General features: G+C 50.4%; 16 protein-coding genes. 6 read left to right on the forward strand and 10 right to left on the reverse strand.

The genetic code is table 11. The annotated features are described in order from the left end of the window. Nucleotides 1–47: 47 nt before the first annotated feature. From tsaD to ACFVRY_RS23795, 6 genes are all read right to left on the reverse strand, one after another. Complete coding sequence (tsaD, locus tag ACFVRY_RS23770; RefSeq protein ID WP_387502774.1) at nucleotides 48–1,097, reverse strand: tRNA (adenosine(37)-N6)-threonylcarbamoyltransferase complex transferase subunit TsaD; 1,050 nt, start codon at nucleotides 1,095–1,097, stop codon at nucleotides 48–50. Continuing rightward, nucleotides 1,094–1,618 (reverse strand): ribosomal protein S18-alanine N-acetyltransferase, encoded by a 525-nt coding sequence (rimI, locus tag ACFVRY_RS23775; protein WP_387502775.1) that lies wholly within the window; start codon nucleotides 1,616–1,618, stop codon nucleotides 1,094–1,096. Before rimI ends, tsaD begins: the two co-directional genes overlap by 4 nt. Continuing rightward, a complete protein-coding gene (gene tsaB, locus ACFVRY_RS23780) occupies nucleotides 1,615–2,493 on the reverse strand; it encodes a tRNA (adenosine(37)-N6)-threonylcarbamoyltransferase complex dimerization subunit type 1 TsaB (RefSeq protein WP_387502776.1) in 879 nt (292 codons plus the stop codon). The genes rimI and tsaB overlap by 4 nt, the downstream gene beginning before the upstream one ends. Beyond that, nucleotides 2,483–2,980 (reverse strand): tRNA (adenosine(37)-N6)-threonylcarbamoyltransferase complex ATPase subunit type 1 TsaE, encoded by a 498-nt coding sequence (gene tsaE / locus ACFVRY_RS23785; RefSeq protein WP_387502777.1) that lies wholly within the window; start codon nucleotides 2,978–2,980, stop codon nucleotides 2,483–2,485. Before tsaE ends, tsaB begins: the two co-directional genes overlap by 11 nt. 398 nt (nucleotides 2,981–3,378) lie before the next feature. After that, nucleotides 3,379–3,561, reverse strand: coding sequence for an H-type small acid-soluble spore protein (locus ACFVRY_RS23790; RefSeq protein ID WP_387502778.1), 183 nt, complete (start codon nucleotides 3,559–3,561; stop codon nucleotides 3,379–3,381). A 34-nt stretch (nucleotides 3,562–3,595) separates the two neighbouring features. Beyond that, entirely contained in the window at nucleotides 3,596–3,784 is a 189-nt protein-coding gene (locus ACFVRY_RS23795) for a hypothetical protein (RefSeq protein WP_387502779.1), read from the reverse strand. A gap of 203 nt (nucleotides 3,785–3,987) precedes the next feature. Here ACFVRY_RS23795 and ku point away from each other — a divergent pair, with 203 nt between their 5' ends. The 4 genes from ku (at nucleotide 3,988) to ACFVRY_RS23815 (ending at nucleotide 9,429) form a co-directional block, all read left to right on the forward strand. Next, nucleotides 3,988–5,058 carry a non-homologous end joining protein Ku gene (gene ku / locus ACFVRY_RS23800; RefSeq protein ID WP_387502780.1) on the forward strand — a complete coding sequence of 357 codons (1,071 nt, stop codon included), beginning with the start codon at nucleotides 3,988–3,990 and terminating at the stop codon, nucleotides 5,056–5,058. Nucleotides 5,059–5,069: 11 nt separating this feature from the next. Continuing rightward, nucleotides 5,070–6,020 (forward strand): ATP-dependent DNA ligase, encoded by a 951-nt coding sequence (locus tag ACFVRY_RS23805; RefSeq protein ID WP_387502781.1) that lies wholly within the window; start codon nucleotides 5,070–5,072, stop codon nucleotides 6,018–6,020. 20 nt (nucleotides 6,021–6,040) lie between these two features. Continuing rightward, on the forward strand, nucleotides 6,041–6,925 hold the full coding sequence (gene ligD, locus ACFVRY_RS23810; RefSeq protein ID WP_387502782.1) for a non-homologous end-joining DNA ligase: 885 nt from the start codon (nucleotides 6,041–6,043) through the stop codon (nucleotides 6,923–6,925). 194 nt (nucleotides 6,926–7,119) lie between these two features. Further along, nucleotides 7,120–9,429, forward strand: a complete 2,310-nt coding sequence (locus ACFVRY_RS23815) for an S-layer homology domain-containing protein (RefSeq protein WP_387502783.1) — start codon at nucleotides 7,120–7,122, stop codon at nucleotides 9,427–9,429. A gap of 202 nt (nucleotides 9,430–9,631) precedes the next feature. On the opposite strand, the gene ACFVRY_RS23820 is transcribed toward ACFVRY_RS23815, so the two are convergent. Together ACFVRY_RS23820 and cls are read right to left on the reverse strand one after the other, a co-directional pair. Further along, nucleotides 9,632–10,534, reverse strand: coding sequence for a YitT family protein (locus ACFVRY_RS23820; RefSeq protein ID WP_379467240.1), 903 nt, complete (start codon nucleotides 10,532–10,534; stop codon nucleotides 9,632–9,634). A gap of 162 nt (nucleotides 10,535–10,696) precedes the next feature. Further along, nucleotides 10,697–12,127: a cardiolipin synthase gene (gene cls, locus ACFVRY_RS23825; RefSeq protein WP_387502784.1), complete on the reverse strand. Its 1,431-nt coding sequence runs from the start codon at nucleotides 12,125–12,127 to the stop codon at nucleotides 10,697–10,699. Between the two features lie 199 nt (nucleotides 12,128–12,326). Between cls and ACFVRY_RS23830 the strand changes: the two genes are divergently transcribed. Together ACFVRY_RS23830 and ACFVRY_RS23835 are read left to right on the forward strand one after the other, a co-directional pair. Next, nucleotides 12,327–13,604: a M23 family metallopeptidase gene (locus ACFVRY_RS23830; RefSeq protein WP_387502785.1), complete on the forward strand. Its 1,278-nt coding sequence runs from the start codon at nucleotides 12,327–12,329 to the stop codon at nucleotides 13,602–13,604. Between the two features lie 39 nt (nucleotides 13,605–13,643). Further along, on the forward strand, nucleotides 13,644–14,090 hold the full coding sequence (locus tag ACFVRY_RS23835) for a bactofilin family protein (RefSeq protein WP_387502786.1): 447 nt from the start codon (nucleotides 13,644–13,646) through the stop codon (nucleotides 14,088–14,090). A gap of 10 nt (nucleotides 14,091–14,100) precedes the next feature. Here ACFVRY_RS23835 and ACFVRY_RS23840 read toward each other — a convergent pair whose 3' ends face one another. Beyond that, complete coding sequence (locus tag ACFVRY_RS23840) at nucleotides 14,101–14,889, reverse strand: ABC transporter permease (RefSeq protein ID WP_387502787.1); 789 nt, start codon at nucleotides 14,887–14,889, stop codon at nucleotides 14,101–14,103. Further along, a complete protein-coding gene (locus ACFVRY_RS23845; protein ID WP_387502788.1) occupies nucleotides 14,882–15,805 on the reverse strand; it encodes an ABC transporter ATP-binding protein in 924 nt (307 codons plus the stop codon). Before ACFVRY_RS23845 ends, ACFVRY_RS23840 begins: the two co-directional genes overlap by 8 nt. Nucleotides 15,806–15,924 lie beyond the last annotated feature (119 nt).

Consider the following 15,924-nt stretch of genomic DNA (forward strand, 5'->3'; position numbering starts at 1 on the left):
ACGCTAATTTATAATTGAACTGATTATACCCAGACGACGAACCGAAGTCAATAGGCGGGAACGGACCATTTTTCCAGTGAAAATCCAGGGTCAGCCACCATATCAAGAGGAATGCCACCCTCATGTTTCCATTTTACATAAGCAGCCGCACCAATCATGGCCGCATTGTCCGTGCAATAAACCGGCGGAGGCACAATCAGCTCGATGCCTTCTTGCTCGCAGCGGGCCGTCAGCGCTTCGCGCAAGCCCTTGTTTGCAGCCACACCGCCACAGAGCAACAATTGTTTGGCACTGCAAGCCCGGACTGCCCGGACTGCCTTCTCGACCAGTACCTCTACAACCGACTCCTGAAAGCCTCGAGCAATTCCGGCAACATTCGGCGTCAGACCTTTCATCTTGCTCTGGTTGACTACATTCAGCACGGCAGATTTCAATCCGCTGAAGCTGAAATCATAAGAGTGTGGCTCGAGCCACACTCTAGGCAGTGGCACGACCTCTTCAGCTTCCCGAGCCAAACGGTCCACATGAGGCCCACCTGGATAAGGGAAACCCAGCGCACGCGCGACCTTGTCGTAGGCTTCACCCACTGCATCGTCACGAGTACGGCCAACTATATTAAAGCGGCCTTCCTGCTCCATATGAACCAGTTCAGTATGTCCGCCAGAAACCACCAGCGTCATACAGGGATACTGCAGTTCAGCAACGAGGCGGTTGGCATAGATATGTCCGGCAATATGATGTGTGCCGATCAGCGGCTTATTCCAGGCAAGTGCCAGGCTTTTGGCAGCTACTACACCTACCAGCAGCGCCCCCACCAGACCCGGTCCTTGCGTTACAGCAATGGCCGTCAAGTCATCAGGTGTTACGTTCGCAGCCAACATCGCCTCTTCAATGACCAGCGTCATTACTTCCACATGCTTACGCGAAGCAACTTCAGGGACTACCCCGCCGAAGGCTCGGTGCGTCTCAATCTGACTAGAGATGATGTTGGACAACACCTCGTTGCCATCCTTAACCACAGCCACCGAGGTCTCATCACAGCTTGTCTCAATTGCCAATATAATCACAGGCTGAAGTGCACCCGTTTCAGTCTTCATTTATGGTCCACGCTTCCTTCCAAAATGCTTCGCTCCTCGTATGCCGGCAGATCGGCCCACATAATGAGCGCATCCTCACGGTTATCGGAGTAATAACCTTTACGGGTACCCGCCGAGCGGAAGCCTTTTTTGCGGTACAAATTCTGGGCAATCTCATTGGTTACCCTGACCTCAAGCGTGATGGACTGCATGCCTAAAAAAGCTGCTGTTCTCATCAGCTCGTCCAGCAGGCGTTCACCCCATTTGCGGCCCCGATAGGCCTCCAGCAGGGCGATGTTCGTCACATGGGCCTCATCCACGATCGCCCACATTCCAGCATAACCGATAATATGACCGGCCAGCTCCATCACCATATATTTAGCAAAATGATTGTGTGTCAGCTCGTTGCGGAAGGCTTCCTCCGTCCACGGCATAGTGAAGGCTTCCCGTTCGATTACCAGAATATCGGGAATATCCTCCACCTTCATCAGGCGAAAAACAAGACCGTCTCCCTGCCCTCTTACTGACTCCGCATCCGTCATCGTTTATTAATGCTCCCTTCTCTGCTTAACCGCAGATTGGCCTCCGCTTCCGAAAGCTGGGTATAGTTAGGTATGATGCTGTGCAGGTCGTCGCTCTCTCCCTGCGCCAATCTTGCTTCACCAAGCAGTCCTGCCCAGCGTCCTTCCAATTCATAAGGCACCGCCTCTAAGCTTGCGGCATCGTGCAGCGGCCGCAGCGATTCTTCACTGGCATGCAGCGCCGTCTCGCCGACAAACCAGAGCCTGCGCGGCTTGCTGCCTGCGGCGGCAGCTTCTTCGAGCCGTTCGCCGAGCCATTGCACCCAATCCGCCATCAGGCGGATAGCGTCCGGCTCAAGGCGAACCGGCGCGCCGCTGTCAGCAGCTGCGAACAGCGCCGTATAGGCTTGTCCGCGGCGGGCATCCAGCAGCGGGATGATCCAGTCCGGGCCATAGGTACCGGCCCCGGGACCAGCACTTGCCGGAACGCCGGCATCCGCATCGCTGCCGGCGCTATCCTGCCGGTTCGCCGCAGTCTCTCCGGCGAGACCGGCTTTCCAGCCGCCCCATGCCAAGGCATGCAGGCTGGACACACCGGCCACGGGCAGTTTCCATGCCCAGGCCAGTGTCTTGGCAGCGGTCACGGCTATGCGCGTCCCGGTATAGGAACCCGGCCCAACGCCGACCGATATACCGGCCAGGCTGGCAGGGGCCGTTCCCGATGCTGCCAGCGCCTGCTGAATGATCGGCAGCAAGTGAACGGAATGATTCCGTTCGCCAGATGCGTTGATCTCATGCAGCACGACGCCTCCTTCCGTGACGGCAACCCCCAGCGTAGCCGTCGATGTATCAAGCGCCAAAAACCGCTTGCGCGGCTCTATATTTTCATTCGTCATTCTTCTTAACCCCGTTCTGTTCCAGAGTCCGGCACCACTCATCGTAAGGCGCGCCGGTTCCCGTTACCGTGATAATACGTTCGTCCGGGCCAACCGTCTCCATGTATATATGCAAATGCCGCGGAGGCATCAGTTCGGCGATGATACTGCTCCACTCCACGAGACAAACTCCCTGCCCGTAGAAATATTCATCCAGGCCCAGCTCGTCCGCTTCCTGAACCGAAATCCGGTATACATCCATGTGGTACAGCGGCAGACGACCCTCATACTCCTTGATAATTGTAAATGTAGGGCTGTTGACGATGCCCTCTACGCCCAGATGACGGGCAAAGCGTTGGGAAAAAGCGGTCTTCCCTGCCCCCAGATCGCCGTCCAGTCCAATTACGGTACCAGGTACCGATGCAGCCGCCAGAGCAGCAGCAAGCCTCTCTGTATCCTCCAGGCTGTAGGAATGGTATTTGAGCACCGATTCAACATTATTGTCCAACTTCAATACCACCTTTGAATAAGTCCGTAATCGTCAGATTACATAAGAAATCTGTCGAAGTACAATACAATTAATTATATCGGTATGATTGTTTTACCGCAACAACGGTGTCATCTTTGAATTCGCAAGTAGAAACGACTTTGCCGTCCTTTGAGGGACGGTATCCGTTTCAGCGAGAAATATAAGGATAATTTATAGCGTAAAAATTCTTATATTTACAAAAAGGCCCTTGCCCAAAAAACGGGCAACAGGCCTGCAGCAAATTATGCCGTTAGACAACATGATACTGTTCTTTACTGAGCAGTTCTTCACCACGTAGCTCTTTATTACGCAGTTCTTTATTACGCAGTTCTTTATCCCGCTCTCATTATTACGACGTTCCTTGTATAACTAATTCCTTAACGCTTCTCTTCCAGCCGCTCCACGCCTACGGTATGCGTATTGGTGGGACTTGAACCCACCTGCACGGTAGCCATGCCGTTCTCAGCATCCACATGCTCAATCCAGACCGGCTCGCCGTCCAGATGAACCGAAATCATGTCCTTCGAAGCATAAATATCCTTTGCCCGCCTAACATCCATATCATGTCCTCCTCGTTTGTGAAATCGGATCACATTACGCTTTATCCTTTGGTGTGATGATCACCGGGACTTCACCGATGGTCTGCTCTGCATCCAACTTGTCCCCATCCACGCTATCCTCGTTCTCTGACGTGTTCGTCGTGATGGCATTCCAGTCGACTACCTCTGCAGGAATGTCCTGCTCACTCAAGATGTCGCTCCACTCGTTCCAAGATTTGCTCATCTTTTCCCCTCCGACGTACATCATATTAGCACGCTGATTGCTGAATTCCAGCCTCTTGCCTGGCCTTATTTTTTCCCATGGTTCACAAAAAATGCATCCGGCTAGAAAAACGTATCCAACCCAATACTAAGCCAAAGCAAATCCATGCACTTATGCTCTTATCACATTAAAAGCAGCAAGATCATTGTTCAGGAGGCGATATTATGCATACCGTTTGGAAAGGAGCCATCAGCTTCGGACTTGTACACGTTCCGGTCAAAATGTTCTCCGCTACGGAGGACAAAGACATCTCGCTGCGCTACATTCATAAAGAATGCGGCAGCCCATTGTCGTATGTGCGCAAATGCCCGGTCTGCGACAAGGAGGTCGCCTGGGAGGAGATCGGTAAAGGTTACGAATATGAGAAAGGCAAGTTTGTCACCTTCGATAAGGAAGAGCTTGATCAATTGACCGAAGAAAGCAGCAAGAACATTACGATCCTTGATTTCGTTGATTTGACGGAGATTGATCCGATTTATTTTCAAAAAACATACTATCTGTCCCCCGACCAAGCTGGAGGCAACGCCTACCGGCTATTGATGGAGGCCATGCGGCAGACGGGCAAAATCGGCATCGCCAAAATCTCCATCCGCTCCAAGAGCAGCCTAGCAGCTATTCGGGTGCTGGAGGAATGCATTGCCATTGAGACGATTTTCTACCCGGACGAGGTGCGTCCGGCTTCTCAGGTTCCCAATCTGCCGGGTGCCGGTGCCGTGAACGACAAGGAACTGGAAATGGCCAAGCTGCTGATCTCCCAGCTGTCCACGCCGTTCGACCCGTCCAAATATACGGACGATTATCGCCAGCGAATGCAGGATCTCATCTCGCACAAGATTGCAGGAGAGGAATTTCATATTGCACCTACCAAGCAAGAGAGCAATGTAATCGACCTGATGGCCGCACTCCAGGCCAGTATCGAAGCCGTTCAGCATGTTCCCACAGATCCCGGCCCCTCCCTGTCCGGTACCAAGAAGACAAAGACTGCCGGTACAGGTAAAAGAAAAACGGCAAAGACCTCTGTGGCGGTACCTGCGGCTACGCCTCTCGCGGGAGCTGCACCATCTGGCGGGACTCCCCCTGTGGTTACGACTCCGGTCGGTGCCATACCATCTGTTGGAACTTCTCCTTCCGCAACACCTGCAACGGCCGGAGCTCCGAAGGTCGGCCCCATTCCGGTCATCGCACCGACTAAGACTAAGCGCCGCAGCGCTAAGTCTAAAGAAACGATTTCTTAGAGGACAGGCAGATGAACCTGAAGCCTGTGATTCCCTTCGAGCCCATACTAGCCGATCAGTTGCCACAAGGTGACCAGTGGATCGCCCAGATCAAATGGGATGGCGTTCGCATGCTGTCCTACTATGACGGAAACAGCACCGAACTGGTTAACAGACGCGGGAACCGTCGCACGCTCCAGTATTCCGAGCTCGCGGATGCCGCTGCTTATTGTAAAGCAAGCTCCGTCATTCTGGATGGCGAGATTATCGCCCTCAGCGGCGGCAAGCCTTCTTTTCACGAGGTCATGCGGCGGGACAGTCTGAGGACGGAAAGTACGATCCAGGCTGTAAAGCGGCAGGTGCCGGTCATGTATATGGTCTTCGACATCCTGTACAGCAATGGCTTGTGGCTGCTCGACCATCCGCTGCATAAGAGACAGCAGCTTCTGGCTGAAGTGATGCTGCCTCATCCTCATGTGCAGATTGTTCCCAGCTATGCCGATCCCGCAGAGCTGTTCACTGCCGCTCAAAAGGGCGGACTAGAAGGCATTGTCTGTAAGGACATGGACAGTACCTATGCCCTAAACGGCAAGGATAAGCGCTGGCAGAAACGCAAAATCATTCAGGATCTTGTAGCGGTAGCCGGTGGTGTCACCTTCCGTGACGGGATGGTCAACGCACTGCTGCTCGGTCTCTATGACGAAGAAGGCGGGTTGCATTATATTGGCCATGCTGGTGCGGGCAAGCTGACCGTGCAGGATTGGCGTGAGCTTACCCGGTATGCCCATGAATCGGCAGCTCCAACCATGCCATTTGCTGAGCAGCCCCAGCGAAGCAAAGCGGCCTTCTGGATCATGCCGCAACTCTGCTTCAAGATCCATTTTCTAGAGTGGAATACATCAGGAACACTCCGCCAGCCTGTCATTCAGGCCCAAGTGGAAATTCCACCACAGGACTGTCTGTTAAGTCAGCGGAGCAAATAAAACCTAAGGAGGAGTCTAGCATGCCCACTGCAGTCAAAGGCTCCATCACAGTAGACGGGCAGGAGATCATCATCACCAATCCCAACAAACCGCTGTGGCCTGAGGTCGGCATTACGAAGAAGATGTATCTGCAAAAGCTTGCCGCGCTCTCTCCCTATCTGCTCCGTTACTGCCGGGACAGGCTGCTGACTGTCCTTCGCTATCCCCATGGGGTGTCCGGCATGTCCTTTTATCAGAAAAACGCGCCTGAGCCGCTCCCGGAATTCGTCCGGACCTTCAACCACGACGGCATTACTTACATTACCTTGCAGGGCTTGCCTGAACTACTCTGGCTCGGCAATCTCGCAGCTCTGGAGTTCCATCCGTCCTTACACCTTGCAGGCAGCACACTGCCCTGTGAATGGATGATTGATTTGGACCCTTCCCGCGAGCAGGAGCCGCGCATTATGGAAGCAGCCTCAATTGTAGGTACAGTGCTGAAATCCCTTGGTCTCACCTCGGTCCCAAAGACCTCGGGCGCAACCGGCGTTCAGATTATCGTTCCGATTACCCCGGGCGTAACCTTTGACGACCTTCGAGCGGTGGGCCATTTTGTCGGACGTTTTGTGAGCGAGAAGCACCCGGAGCTGTTCACACTGGAACGGCTGAAGAAGCATCGTGGAGATCGGATTTATTTTGACTATCTTCAGCATTACAGCGGCAAAACCCTTGCGGCACCTTATACCCCACGGGCTCGTCCGCTCGCAACTGTCTCGACACCTCTGACCTGGGAAGAAGTTGAACGAGACGTCTCTGTTACCGATTATCATCTGCTCAATATTGTAGAACGCCTTCGCCAGACGGGTGACCTGATTGCCAGCGTGTCCCCGCAGCCAGTGGAAGTCATTGCTCGGCAGCTTTCCTAAAAAAGCACAATGTTCATGAAGCTCTCTTTAAAAAGGGGGCTTTTTTTGCGTTTCATTTGCTCGTCAAAAATAACTTTCCTACCAGGGATTGTCCAGAATACGTTCAGCAACAAGTTGTACAATCAGTGGGGCATATATTGTCGACTTTTCGAGGGAATTGTCGCATGTAGCATTTTTAAGGGGGAAAGAAGGTTATGAGTAAAAAACAATCGTTTAAGAAGAAATCAATAACTATGTTATCTACCACTGTGCTGCTTGGTACTTTAGTACCTCACGCATTTGCTTCGGCATCGTTTGCTGATATCTCTAATTCTTACGCGAAAGATGCCATTTTAGAATTAATGGACAAAGGGATTATAAATGGTACAACGGATGGCAAATTTAATCCGACTGGATTGATTTCCAGACAAGACTTCGCCATTATTCTGGCAAAAACGTTGAATCTTGATCTGACTTCCCCACCTGCGTTAGCTACATTTAGTGATGTACCAAGTAATTCATATGCGTTCAATGCTGTGGAAGCTGCTGTGAAGGCAGGACTCGTGAAAGGCATAGGTGGAGAGCTGTTTGGAGCAGCGAATACGCTGACCCGTGAACAAATGGCTGTTATTTTTATGAATGCTTTAGCTGTTGACATCACCGGAAAAGGCAAAGACTTAACCTTCAGTGACGCTTCTTCCATCTCTGCTTGGGCTAAGGATTCCGTCGCCGCTGCGCTCGAATTAAACTTAATGAGGGGTAATCCTGACGGTTCCTTCGGACCGCAGAAGAATGCACTTCGTCAGGAAGTTGCTCTGGTTGCTTCTAAATTCCTGGTCGAAAAAGCTAAGCAGGATGCTGAGAACCCGAGCCAGCCAGCGACACCGGAACCGGTGTTAGGGGTGGTCATTCCACACTCTACACCAACCACTACAAGCGCTAACAGCAGCAGTTGGACTTCGCCAACGCCGGCGACACCCGAGCCGACGCTGACGCCGACTCCAACATCGACACCGGCGCCAACACCGACTCCGACACCGACACCGACTCCAACACTAACGCCGACACCGACTCCAACACCAACGCCGACGCCGGCTCCGGTCTACGAGAAATCACCTGCATTTGCGCTTAGCAACAGAATTTACAATAGTAACTTCTCGGAACAGCCAAAGACATTTACTCTTAGCGACGGTGTTAATACAGTATCGATCACAGCAGATCAAGACTATGAGGATATGAGAGATTTTGTACGCGTCTTAAATGTGGCTTTGACCGAAGGTCATGTGAACGCCAAGGCAGCGGTCGTTGATTTATTTAGCTTTAAAATTGTCTCAGATGTGACGGGACCCGATGCAGTTCTTTACATTGGAGGGGAAGATGCGTCATATGCGTTTAGGAAAGAGGAGTATCGCGGCTCAAATCTATCCGGCATAAACGAAGCTCCGACCATTCAGGATTTGCAGATTATTTCACGAGATGAGCCTACTGTGGGAGATCGACTCCTTGCTGATTTTGACTATATTGACGCAGAGAACGATGAGGTAGATTCCTTGAGCTATCAATGGTATCGTTCTGAATCCCTGGAGACTTCCGATAAGACAGCCATCTCTGGAGCGACCTATCAATATTATCAATTGACCGATGAAGATCTCGGCAGCTACCTCACGGTTGAGGTTACGCCTATAGCCAAAACAGGAACAAAAACAGGAACCACCGCTACCAAAACACTGAATCAGATCATCGAATCAAATGTGCCAACGGTCGATATCTCAAAATTTGAAGTGATTGATAACTACAAGGGTGAACAGGATCAAATTAGAGGCTTGGCTGGCGCAATTAGTGAACCGGACGCTGAAGTAAAGGCTTATCGCTGGGAGGATCTTAACGAGAATGGCATCGTGGATGTAGAAGACCAATTAGGCACTCCTATTACTCTCGGCTTAAGCCAAGGGGACGGATCAATCCCTGCCGCGATCATCGGCGATCTGGATGCAGGTGTATATAGCTATATCCTAACTTCCACCAATGCTGACGGCAAAGAGTCTCCGCGCGATGCGGAACATGCCCTTACATTTACTTTGGAAAAGGGAGCCCGCCCAGCCGTACCAACACTGCCTTCAACTTATTATGGGTTCAGTAATTCAAACGGATTCCTAAACTCCATGTCATTTCAAACAGGGGCCCTTGTTCCACCGTTCCGCTTTGATTACTTTACGGGGGAAACTTATTCGAATGGAATCATGGAAGTTACAATGGAGGGACTGACATTCAACACAGGTGATCTTATATTCGTTAATGGGTGGGAAAATATAACTGAGGAGCAATTAAGTAATGAGGGACATACCCTGACTATTAAAAACATAACAGGCCCTTCACAAGACATTGCCTTCATACTGTATAATAAACGAATTCCACCTGTAGGGGATTACCTTATCGGCTTTAGAGCAGATGCCGATGGTATTGGAACACTGAGGTCCTTTTCCGAGGTACAACAAATTACATTGAAATCGGTTCAACCGTTATAACAACATTCCAACAATGCAAAAAGCGCAGGCTCCAGGATGCAGTATCCTTTCAGCTTGCGCTTTTTCTCATGCTTTTGATAAAAAATACAGAAGGTATTCTATATAAGAATACGGCACATAAAGATGGTTCCGCCGTATTTATTGAGCGATCGTTCGTAAATATACCTTCTTTCAGTGAGTTAAAGCCCGCACCCGAGCTTCGCTAATGGATGGATTTTTTCTTAAAGCGTCCACCCTTGACATCATGGATATTACCAATCGCAACGAATGCGTCAGAATCCCAATCCTCTACAATGGCTTTCAACTTAGCTTCTTCCAGACGAGTAATAACAACAAAGATCACTTTCTTGTTCTCGCCGGAGAAACCACCTTCTCCATCCAAATAAGTAACACCACGCCCAAGGCGCTCTGTCAGCGCTTCTCCGATATCACGGAATTTCTCGCTGATAATCCATACCGACTTCGACTGATCCAAACCTTCAAGTGTAATATCAATCAATTTGAACGCTATATAATAGGCAATAAGTGAGAACATTGCATTATTCCAGCCGAACACAAAACCTGCACCCGATAGAATAAACAAGTTAAAGAACATTACAACTTCGCCTACAGAAAACGGTAGTCTCTTGGCAACCAGAATCGCCACAATTTCCGTACCATCAAGCGATCCACCATAACGGACAACCAGCCCGACGCCGACGCCCAGAATGATACCGCCAAAGACGGCAGCCAGCAGTGGATCCGAGGTGAAAGGCTTCACAGGATGCAGCAACTGAGTTCCTATGGACATCAGGACTACGGCAAATAAAGTGGACAAAGCGAACGTTTTACCGATTTGCTTATAGCCGATCAACAGAAATGGAAGGTTAAGCAGCGTCAACAGAATACCGAGGGGAATATCAAAGATATGCGACAGCATAATCGAGATCCCTGTAATACCACCGTCAATCATCTGATTCGGTACAAGGAATATCTCCAGTGCAACCGACATCATCGCTGCCCCTATGGCCAGCATAACAACTCGTTGCGCGAGCTTCGCCGTTTTGATTGCTCCGGACTTTTGTGGTCTGCCTTCTTTCGCAAACAGTTCTTGACTCACATTCATAGAACTCCCCCTACAATTACAGTATAATTTTGAAACATAAGTTATGAGGTTCATCTCTTACATTTCTGATTTGTACACTTTATTATATCATAAATAAACGTTCCATAATGAATGGTTCATGTAAAAAACGTTCAATAATTTTGTTGTTTGTCACTTTTCCTGTCATAGAAGCGGTGATAACAACTGACAAATGCCCTCACCCAGCTTGACAAGCCGGCCTCTCTCTCTAAATTGCTCCGGATTAATGAACTCACTGTGCTTTAAATCCCGCTGAAATCCATCTGCAACCGCTGATATAGCATTAAGGTCCAGCAGCACTGCTGTCAGCTCAAAATTGGAGTAAAAGCTCCGCATATCAAGGTTTACGCTGCCCACCGCAGCCAGCAATTCGTCGGCCACCATGATTTTGGCATGCATGAACCCTTTGGTATAGCGGTAGAATTTCACGCCTGCATCTTGCAGATTCTCCAAATAAGACAAGGATGCATAATAGACTACCCAGTTGTCTGGCTTCGCCGGGATAACAATCCTGACATCAACCCCTTTGAGCACTGCACTCTTCAGCGCCCGGCATATGGCGGGATCGGGAATAAAGTACGGTGAGGAAATCCAAATCCGATTCTTCGCAGCACTGAGGGCTCCAAAATACATCTCTTGCGAGGCATCCATCTGGCCATCTGGCCCACTTGGCACAATCTTCACCGCCTCTTTCCCCACGCAGCCATGAAATGGAAACAGACGGGGATGGCTTACTTTTTCACCGGAGGCCAGCTTCCAGTCCTTCAAGAAGACATATTGTATAAAATAAACGGCATCCCCCTCCAGACGCAGCTGTGTATCGCGCCAGTAGCCTATCTTGGGATTTCGGCCGAGATACTCGTCCCCCACATTCATCCCACCGGTAAATCCCACTAATCCATCTACGATCAAGAGTTTACGGTGGTTGCGATAATTGAAGCGCCCTTCCAGCAGCGAAAGCAGTGGCGGCAAAAAGAAATGCACCTCAACACCAGCTCTGCGCAACGTCTGGATATATCTCCGGCTCAGGGCATGACTGCCCATCCCATCACACAGAAGGCGCACTTTAACCCCCTGCCGGGCTTTGCGAATCATCACATCCTGAAATCGATCCCCGATCTCATCGTCCCGAAAGATATAGAATTCCATATGAATATGCTCACGGGCGTCTTCCATCGCTTCCAGCATAGAAGTGTACGCTTCTTCTGTGCTGGAGAGCAGCCGAGTAGTATTACAGCCGGTAATCGGGCTTTTCGACAGTCCGGACAGCAGGGATAACAGCTCTCTTTGCTCGGCGAACTGCGGATTCCCACACTCCTCCATCTTTTTGACTACACGGCTTTTGCCGGAGACATGAGCGTGTATTTCAGGCTGATGGGTAATGCACTGCCGGTTCACCGAACGTTTTCTCCGAAAATCACGACCCAGTGCATAATAGAAAAGCAACCCTAACGGGGGGCAGCAGAACGTGAGGAACATCCAAGCCACCGCCCGCTGCGGGCGCCTAAATTCAAGCAGCAGAATTACAGCCAGCTGAACAATAAAGAGAACTAGAATTATGGCCAACACCTTCATACAGCTGACTCCCCCTAAGTAATCAGAGCGCAGCCAACGCGGCCAACGCTCTTCTATTTTCCAACAAACCATTGTCATGTTCTCGAAAGATATGGAATACATAGAGTAATAGGACAAATCGGATAGAACTGCGGAACGATTCACCGCCTGCCCGCAGCAATACAGGAGCGGCTGCCTATAGCCGCAGGAAGGAGACGCTATGAAAAGTCAGCCAGATCGCAGCGGCATTACACTGCTCGTTGTCCGGGATGCCGGGCGTCCTGTCCGACAGCTTCAGCTATCCAAGCCGATGGCGTTGGCCCTGCCGGCTGCAGCCGCTCTATCTATCTCCAGTCTGGTCACCTCCATGCATTTTCATGCATCGAAGTCGATTGCCGATCTGGAAGCAGAAGCTGCTGCGCTGTCCTTGAACAATCTTCGTATGGAAATGCAGGTCGCGGACAAAGACCAGACATTATCACACCTGCGAAGTCAAGTTACAGAATTGTCGGAAGAAGCCGAGAATATCAGGGACCGGTTAAAGAATGTAAGTGAACTGGAGAAACAACTGCAATCCCTTTTGGACAAAGAGAAAACTACACCAACTAGTTTACCGTCCGCAGCAGCCTCGGGAAGTCAGCCCGGCATGGATAAAAATAATTCTGTTGCTTCCACGACGAAGTCTTCCTCTACTGCTATTACGGGTAAAGAGAACTCTGCCTCAGCTGCAATTGATCTCACCTCCGCAGCCCAGACTACTCTCAACACGGGCAGTAGCCAAGGGGATTCATCCACTACTACAGCATCCTCTGTGATCTTCGTAAAGGAGCCCGCCGACTCCCCCGCTATCCGCTTCCGGATCGGAGCCATGAGCGGCATCATTGGCGATACGGTAACTCCACAAGTTGGCGGTGAATATATCGCCGTGTACCAGAATGATCCTTTTCAGCTGATTGAGAATACCAAGGATGATTTCGAGGAAATTCACAGTATTTTGGATGAAATGCTGAGTCGGATCTCCAACACCATTCATCAGGCTAAGGAAGCCAGCACCCAGGCCGCGCAGAAGCAAGCCAAACAAGTGGAGGCCCAAAAGCAAAAACTGGAATCTGGGGTAACGTGGCCAACGCTGTCTAAAGTCATCTCCTCGAATTTCGGCTACCGCTCCGATCCGTTTAAAAGCGTATCTGCCTTCCATGCCGGGATTGACATTGCAGCAAAAAACGGAGATCCCGTCTTTGCCGCCCTCTCCGGGGAAGTCGTCGCTGTGGATCAGCAAGGCGCCAGAGGCAAATATATAGTCGTCAAGCACCCGAACGGACTGGAGACTTGGTACATGCATCTTAGCGGAATGAATGTCTCTCCTGGAGAAAAAGTAGCCAAGGGACAAAAAATCGGTCTGGTGGGTAGTACCGGGCGAAGCACCGGCCCCCATCTTCACTTTCAAGTGGTCAAGCAGAACAATCCAGTGAATCCACTGTCCTACGTTAAGCCTTAAAACTGTGTATTCAGTCCATATGGAATAGGAGGAAATAAAATGTGGAACAAACGAGGAAAAGGAACCTCCATCAAATCCACGGATTCATTGATTGGGCATGGAGGCACTCTGGAAGGTAAGGTACATTGCGACACGAACTTACGGATTGAAGGAACCTTCAGCGGGGAAATTGAGTGCAGCGGCACAGTAACCATAGGGGAACAGGGAACTGTCCGTTCAAGCATTACTGCGGAAGAAATTATTATTGCCGGAAAAGTATACGGTGATGTTACCGCTAACCGCAGACTCATCATGACGGGCAGTGGTCAGCTACACGGCAATATTTCAGCCGCCACGCTTAACATTATGGAAGGCAGCTTCTTAAACGGTTCGGTTGACATGAAACAGCCCGCCCCGGAGTTAGCAGGCGGGCAAGAACAGAAGACAAAACCGGACAAGGCCGCCGCACGTGCTGCCAAAGCGCAGAATGCACGTGAAGCTGGATAATCGCCTGGGCCTAAGCTGCTACATCCCGCTTGCGGAACACAATCCAAGCGATCAGCAGGAACAGCAAATAGTACGCAGCCAGCACGGCAATCGAGAAGCCCAGTGTGGCTCCTCCCGGACCAACATCCGATGACAGGTATACCCGCAGGTCCATGTGGGTGAACAGCAGATACTTCGCCCACTGATATCGGTCTGGGTTGAAGATGATCACAATCAAATTTTTGGCAAATATAATAAACAACGATAAACCGATGGCCAGGCCGCTAGCCCGGAATACACTGGATACCATAAAGGCCAGCGTTGTGGTCAAGAACAGCTCAACATAACGGAACAACAAATCCATAAAGGAATAGGCTGACGGACTCCAACCGGTCAGAGAAGACATAACGTCTCCCGCCTGAGAAGAGAATAGGTACGCAGAGCCCAAACCAAACGCAATCAGCACCCCTGTGCTTAGCAGACTGAACAGTAACATCGAAATGTATTTTGATAGCAGTATTTTGGAACGACTCCACGGGCGAATCAACAGCAGCTTGATCGTCCCCCAGGAAAATTCGCCCGCTACGGAGTCAGAGGCCACAACGACCGTAAATATTGTATTCAGGAAAAAGGCCACACTCACAGTCATTTGGAAGGTCTCCCAAAGCCCCATGAGATGGCTCTTGTCACTGGCTGAGAAGTAGAACAACACTGGCATAAGCGCACTCATGATTGCCAGAATCAACAGCATCACCCAGGTACGTGCCCTGCTGTAGATTTTGATATTCTCATTATGTATGAGTCCCGTGAATTTACCCAATGCCTTCACCTCCGGTCATTTCCAAGAATTGATCTTCTAGCGAACGGGACAAGGCCCTAATTCCGTATACCTTAACCCCACCGTTGACCAGCAGTTCATTCAAAGCCGGAATTTCCTCGCGTGTTACTTCCAGCACAAGGCCTCCATCCTTAACAATCCCCCGGCCAATCAAGGCCATTGCTGTTTCTGCTTGGTCCACTTCGAACAAGGTTTCCGCCGCTGTTACCACTGTATCGCCTATATTCTTCAGCTGTCTAACATCCACTAGTCGACCATTTTGAATAATGGCCACACTATCACACATCAATTCCATCTCGGAGAGCAAATGGCTGGATACGAAAACCGTCGTCCCCTCCTGCTGACATAACCGGCGCAAGTAATCCCGCAACTCGCGAATGCCCTGTGGATCTAGTCCATTCGTCGGCTCGTCCAAAATCAACAGCTTCGGCCGATGCAGCAGCGCTTGAGCCACACCCAGCCGTTGCCGCATCCCCAAGGAATAGGTTTTCACCTTATCATGAATTCGGTTATCCAGTCCTACTAGCTTTATTACCTCGTCGATCCGCTGCTTCGTTACACCGCTTACCATTCTCGCGTATTGGCGAAGGTTCTGATATCCAGTCAGAAATTTGTACATCTCCGGGTTCTCAACGATAGCACCGACATGGGCCACCGCTTCTTCAAAATGATCTTTAATGCTCCGGCCGCAGATCAAAATATCTCCCCGACTGATCGAGATTAAGCCTACCATCATCCGAATCGTAGTGGTTTTACCAGCGCCGTTTGGCCCCAGAAAACCGAAGATTTGGCCTGCCGGGATATCCAGTGTCAAATCGCTTACCAGCGTCTTGGAGCCGATTTTTTTAGTCACACCCTGTAGCCTGGCAACCGGTTCAGCAAGTTCTGTCGTCAGCATAGTCTCACTTCCTCTCTCGTATAGAAATACCTTTTCTTTTCTAATTTAACCATTCCAGTGTACCACACATCTCATTTTCCCTAAAAATGTAATATTATATCATATCATAAAAAAGGGAT

The organism is Paenibacillus sp. NPDC057934, assembly GCF_042887565.1.
GTDB lineage: Bacteria > Bacillota > Bacilli > Paenibacillales > Paenibacillaceae > Paenibacillus_AQ.

Excerpts from the sequence above, each read along its gene's own strand:
- ACFVRY_RS23790 (WP_387502778.1), bottom strand. The coding sequence starts at position 3,561 with ATGGATGTTAGGCGGGCAAAGGATATTTATGCTTCGAAGGACATGATT.
- ACFVRY_RS23845 (WP_387502788.1), bottom strand. The coding sequence starts at position 15,805 with ATGCTGACGACAGAACTTGCTGAACCGGTTGCCAGGCTACAGGGTGTG.
- ACFVRY_RS23805 (WP_387502781.1), top strand. The coding sequence starts at position 5,070 with ATGAACCTGAAGCCTGTGATTCCCTTCGAGCCCATACTAGCCGATCAG.
- tsaD (WP_387502774.1), bottom strand. The coding sequence starts at position 1,097 with ATGAAGACTGAAACGGGTGCACTTCAGCCTGTGATTATATTGGCAATT.
- ACFVRY_RS23830 (WP_387502785.1), top strand. The coding sequence starts at position 12,327 with ATGAAAAGTCAGCCAGATCGCAGCGGCATTACACTGCTCGTTGTCCGG.
- cls (WP_387502784.1), bottom strand. The coding sequence starts at position 12,127 with ATGAAGGTGTTGGCCATAATTCTAGTTCTCTTTATTGTTCAGCTGGCT.
- ACFVRY_RS23820 (WP_379467240.1), bottom strand. The coding sequence starts at position 10,534 with ATGAATGTGAGTCAAGAACTGTTTGCGAAAGAAGGCAGACCACAAAAG.
- ACFVRY_RS23815 (WP_387502783.1), top strand. The coding sequence starts at position 7,120 with ATGAGTAAAAAACAATCGTTTAAGAAGAAATCAATAACTATGTTATCT.
- rimI (WP_387502775.1), bottom strand. The coding sequence starts at position 1,618 with ATGACGGATGCGGAGTCAGTAAGAGGGCAGGGAGACGGTCTTGTTTTT.
- ACFVRY_RS23795 (WP_387502779.1), bottom strand. The coding sequence starts at position 3,784 with ATGAGCAAATCTTGGAACGAGTGGAGCGACATCTTGAGTGAGCAGGAC.
- ACFVRY_RS23835 (WP_387502786.1), top strand. The coding sequence starts at position 13,644 with ATGTGGAACAAACGAGGAAAAGGAACCTCCATCAAATCCACGGATTCA.
- ku (WP_387502780.1), top strand. The coding sequence starts at position 3,988 with ATGCATACCGTTTGGAAAGGAGCCATCAGCTTCGGACTTGTACACGTT.
- ligD (WP_387502782.1), top strand. The coding sequence starts at position 6,041 with ATGCCCACTGCAGTCAAAGGCTCCATCACAGTAGACGGGCAGGAGATC.
- tsaB (WP_387502776.1), bottom strand. The coding sequence starts at position 2,493 with ATGACGAATGAAAATATAGAGCCGCGCAAGCGGTTTTTGGCGCTTGAT.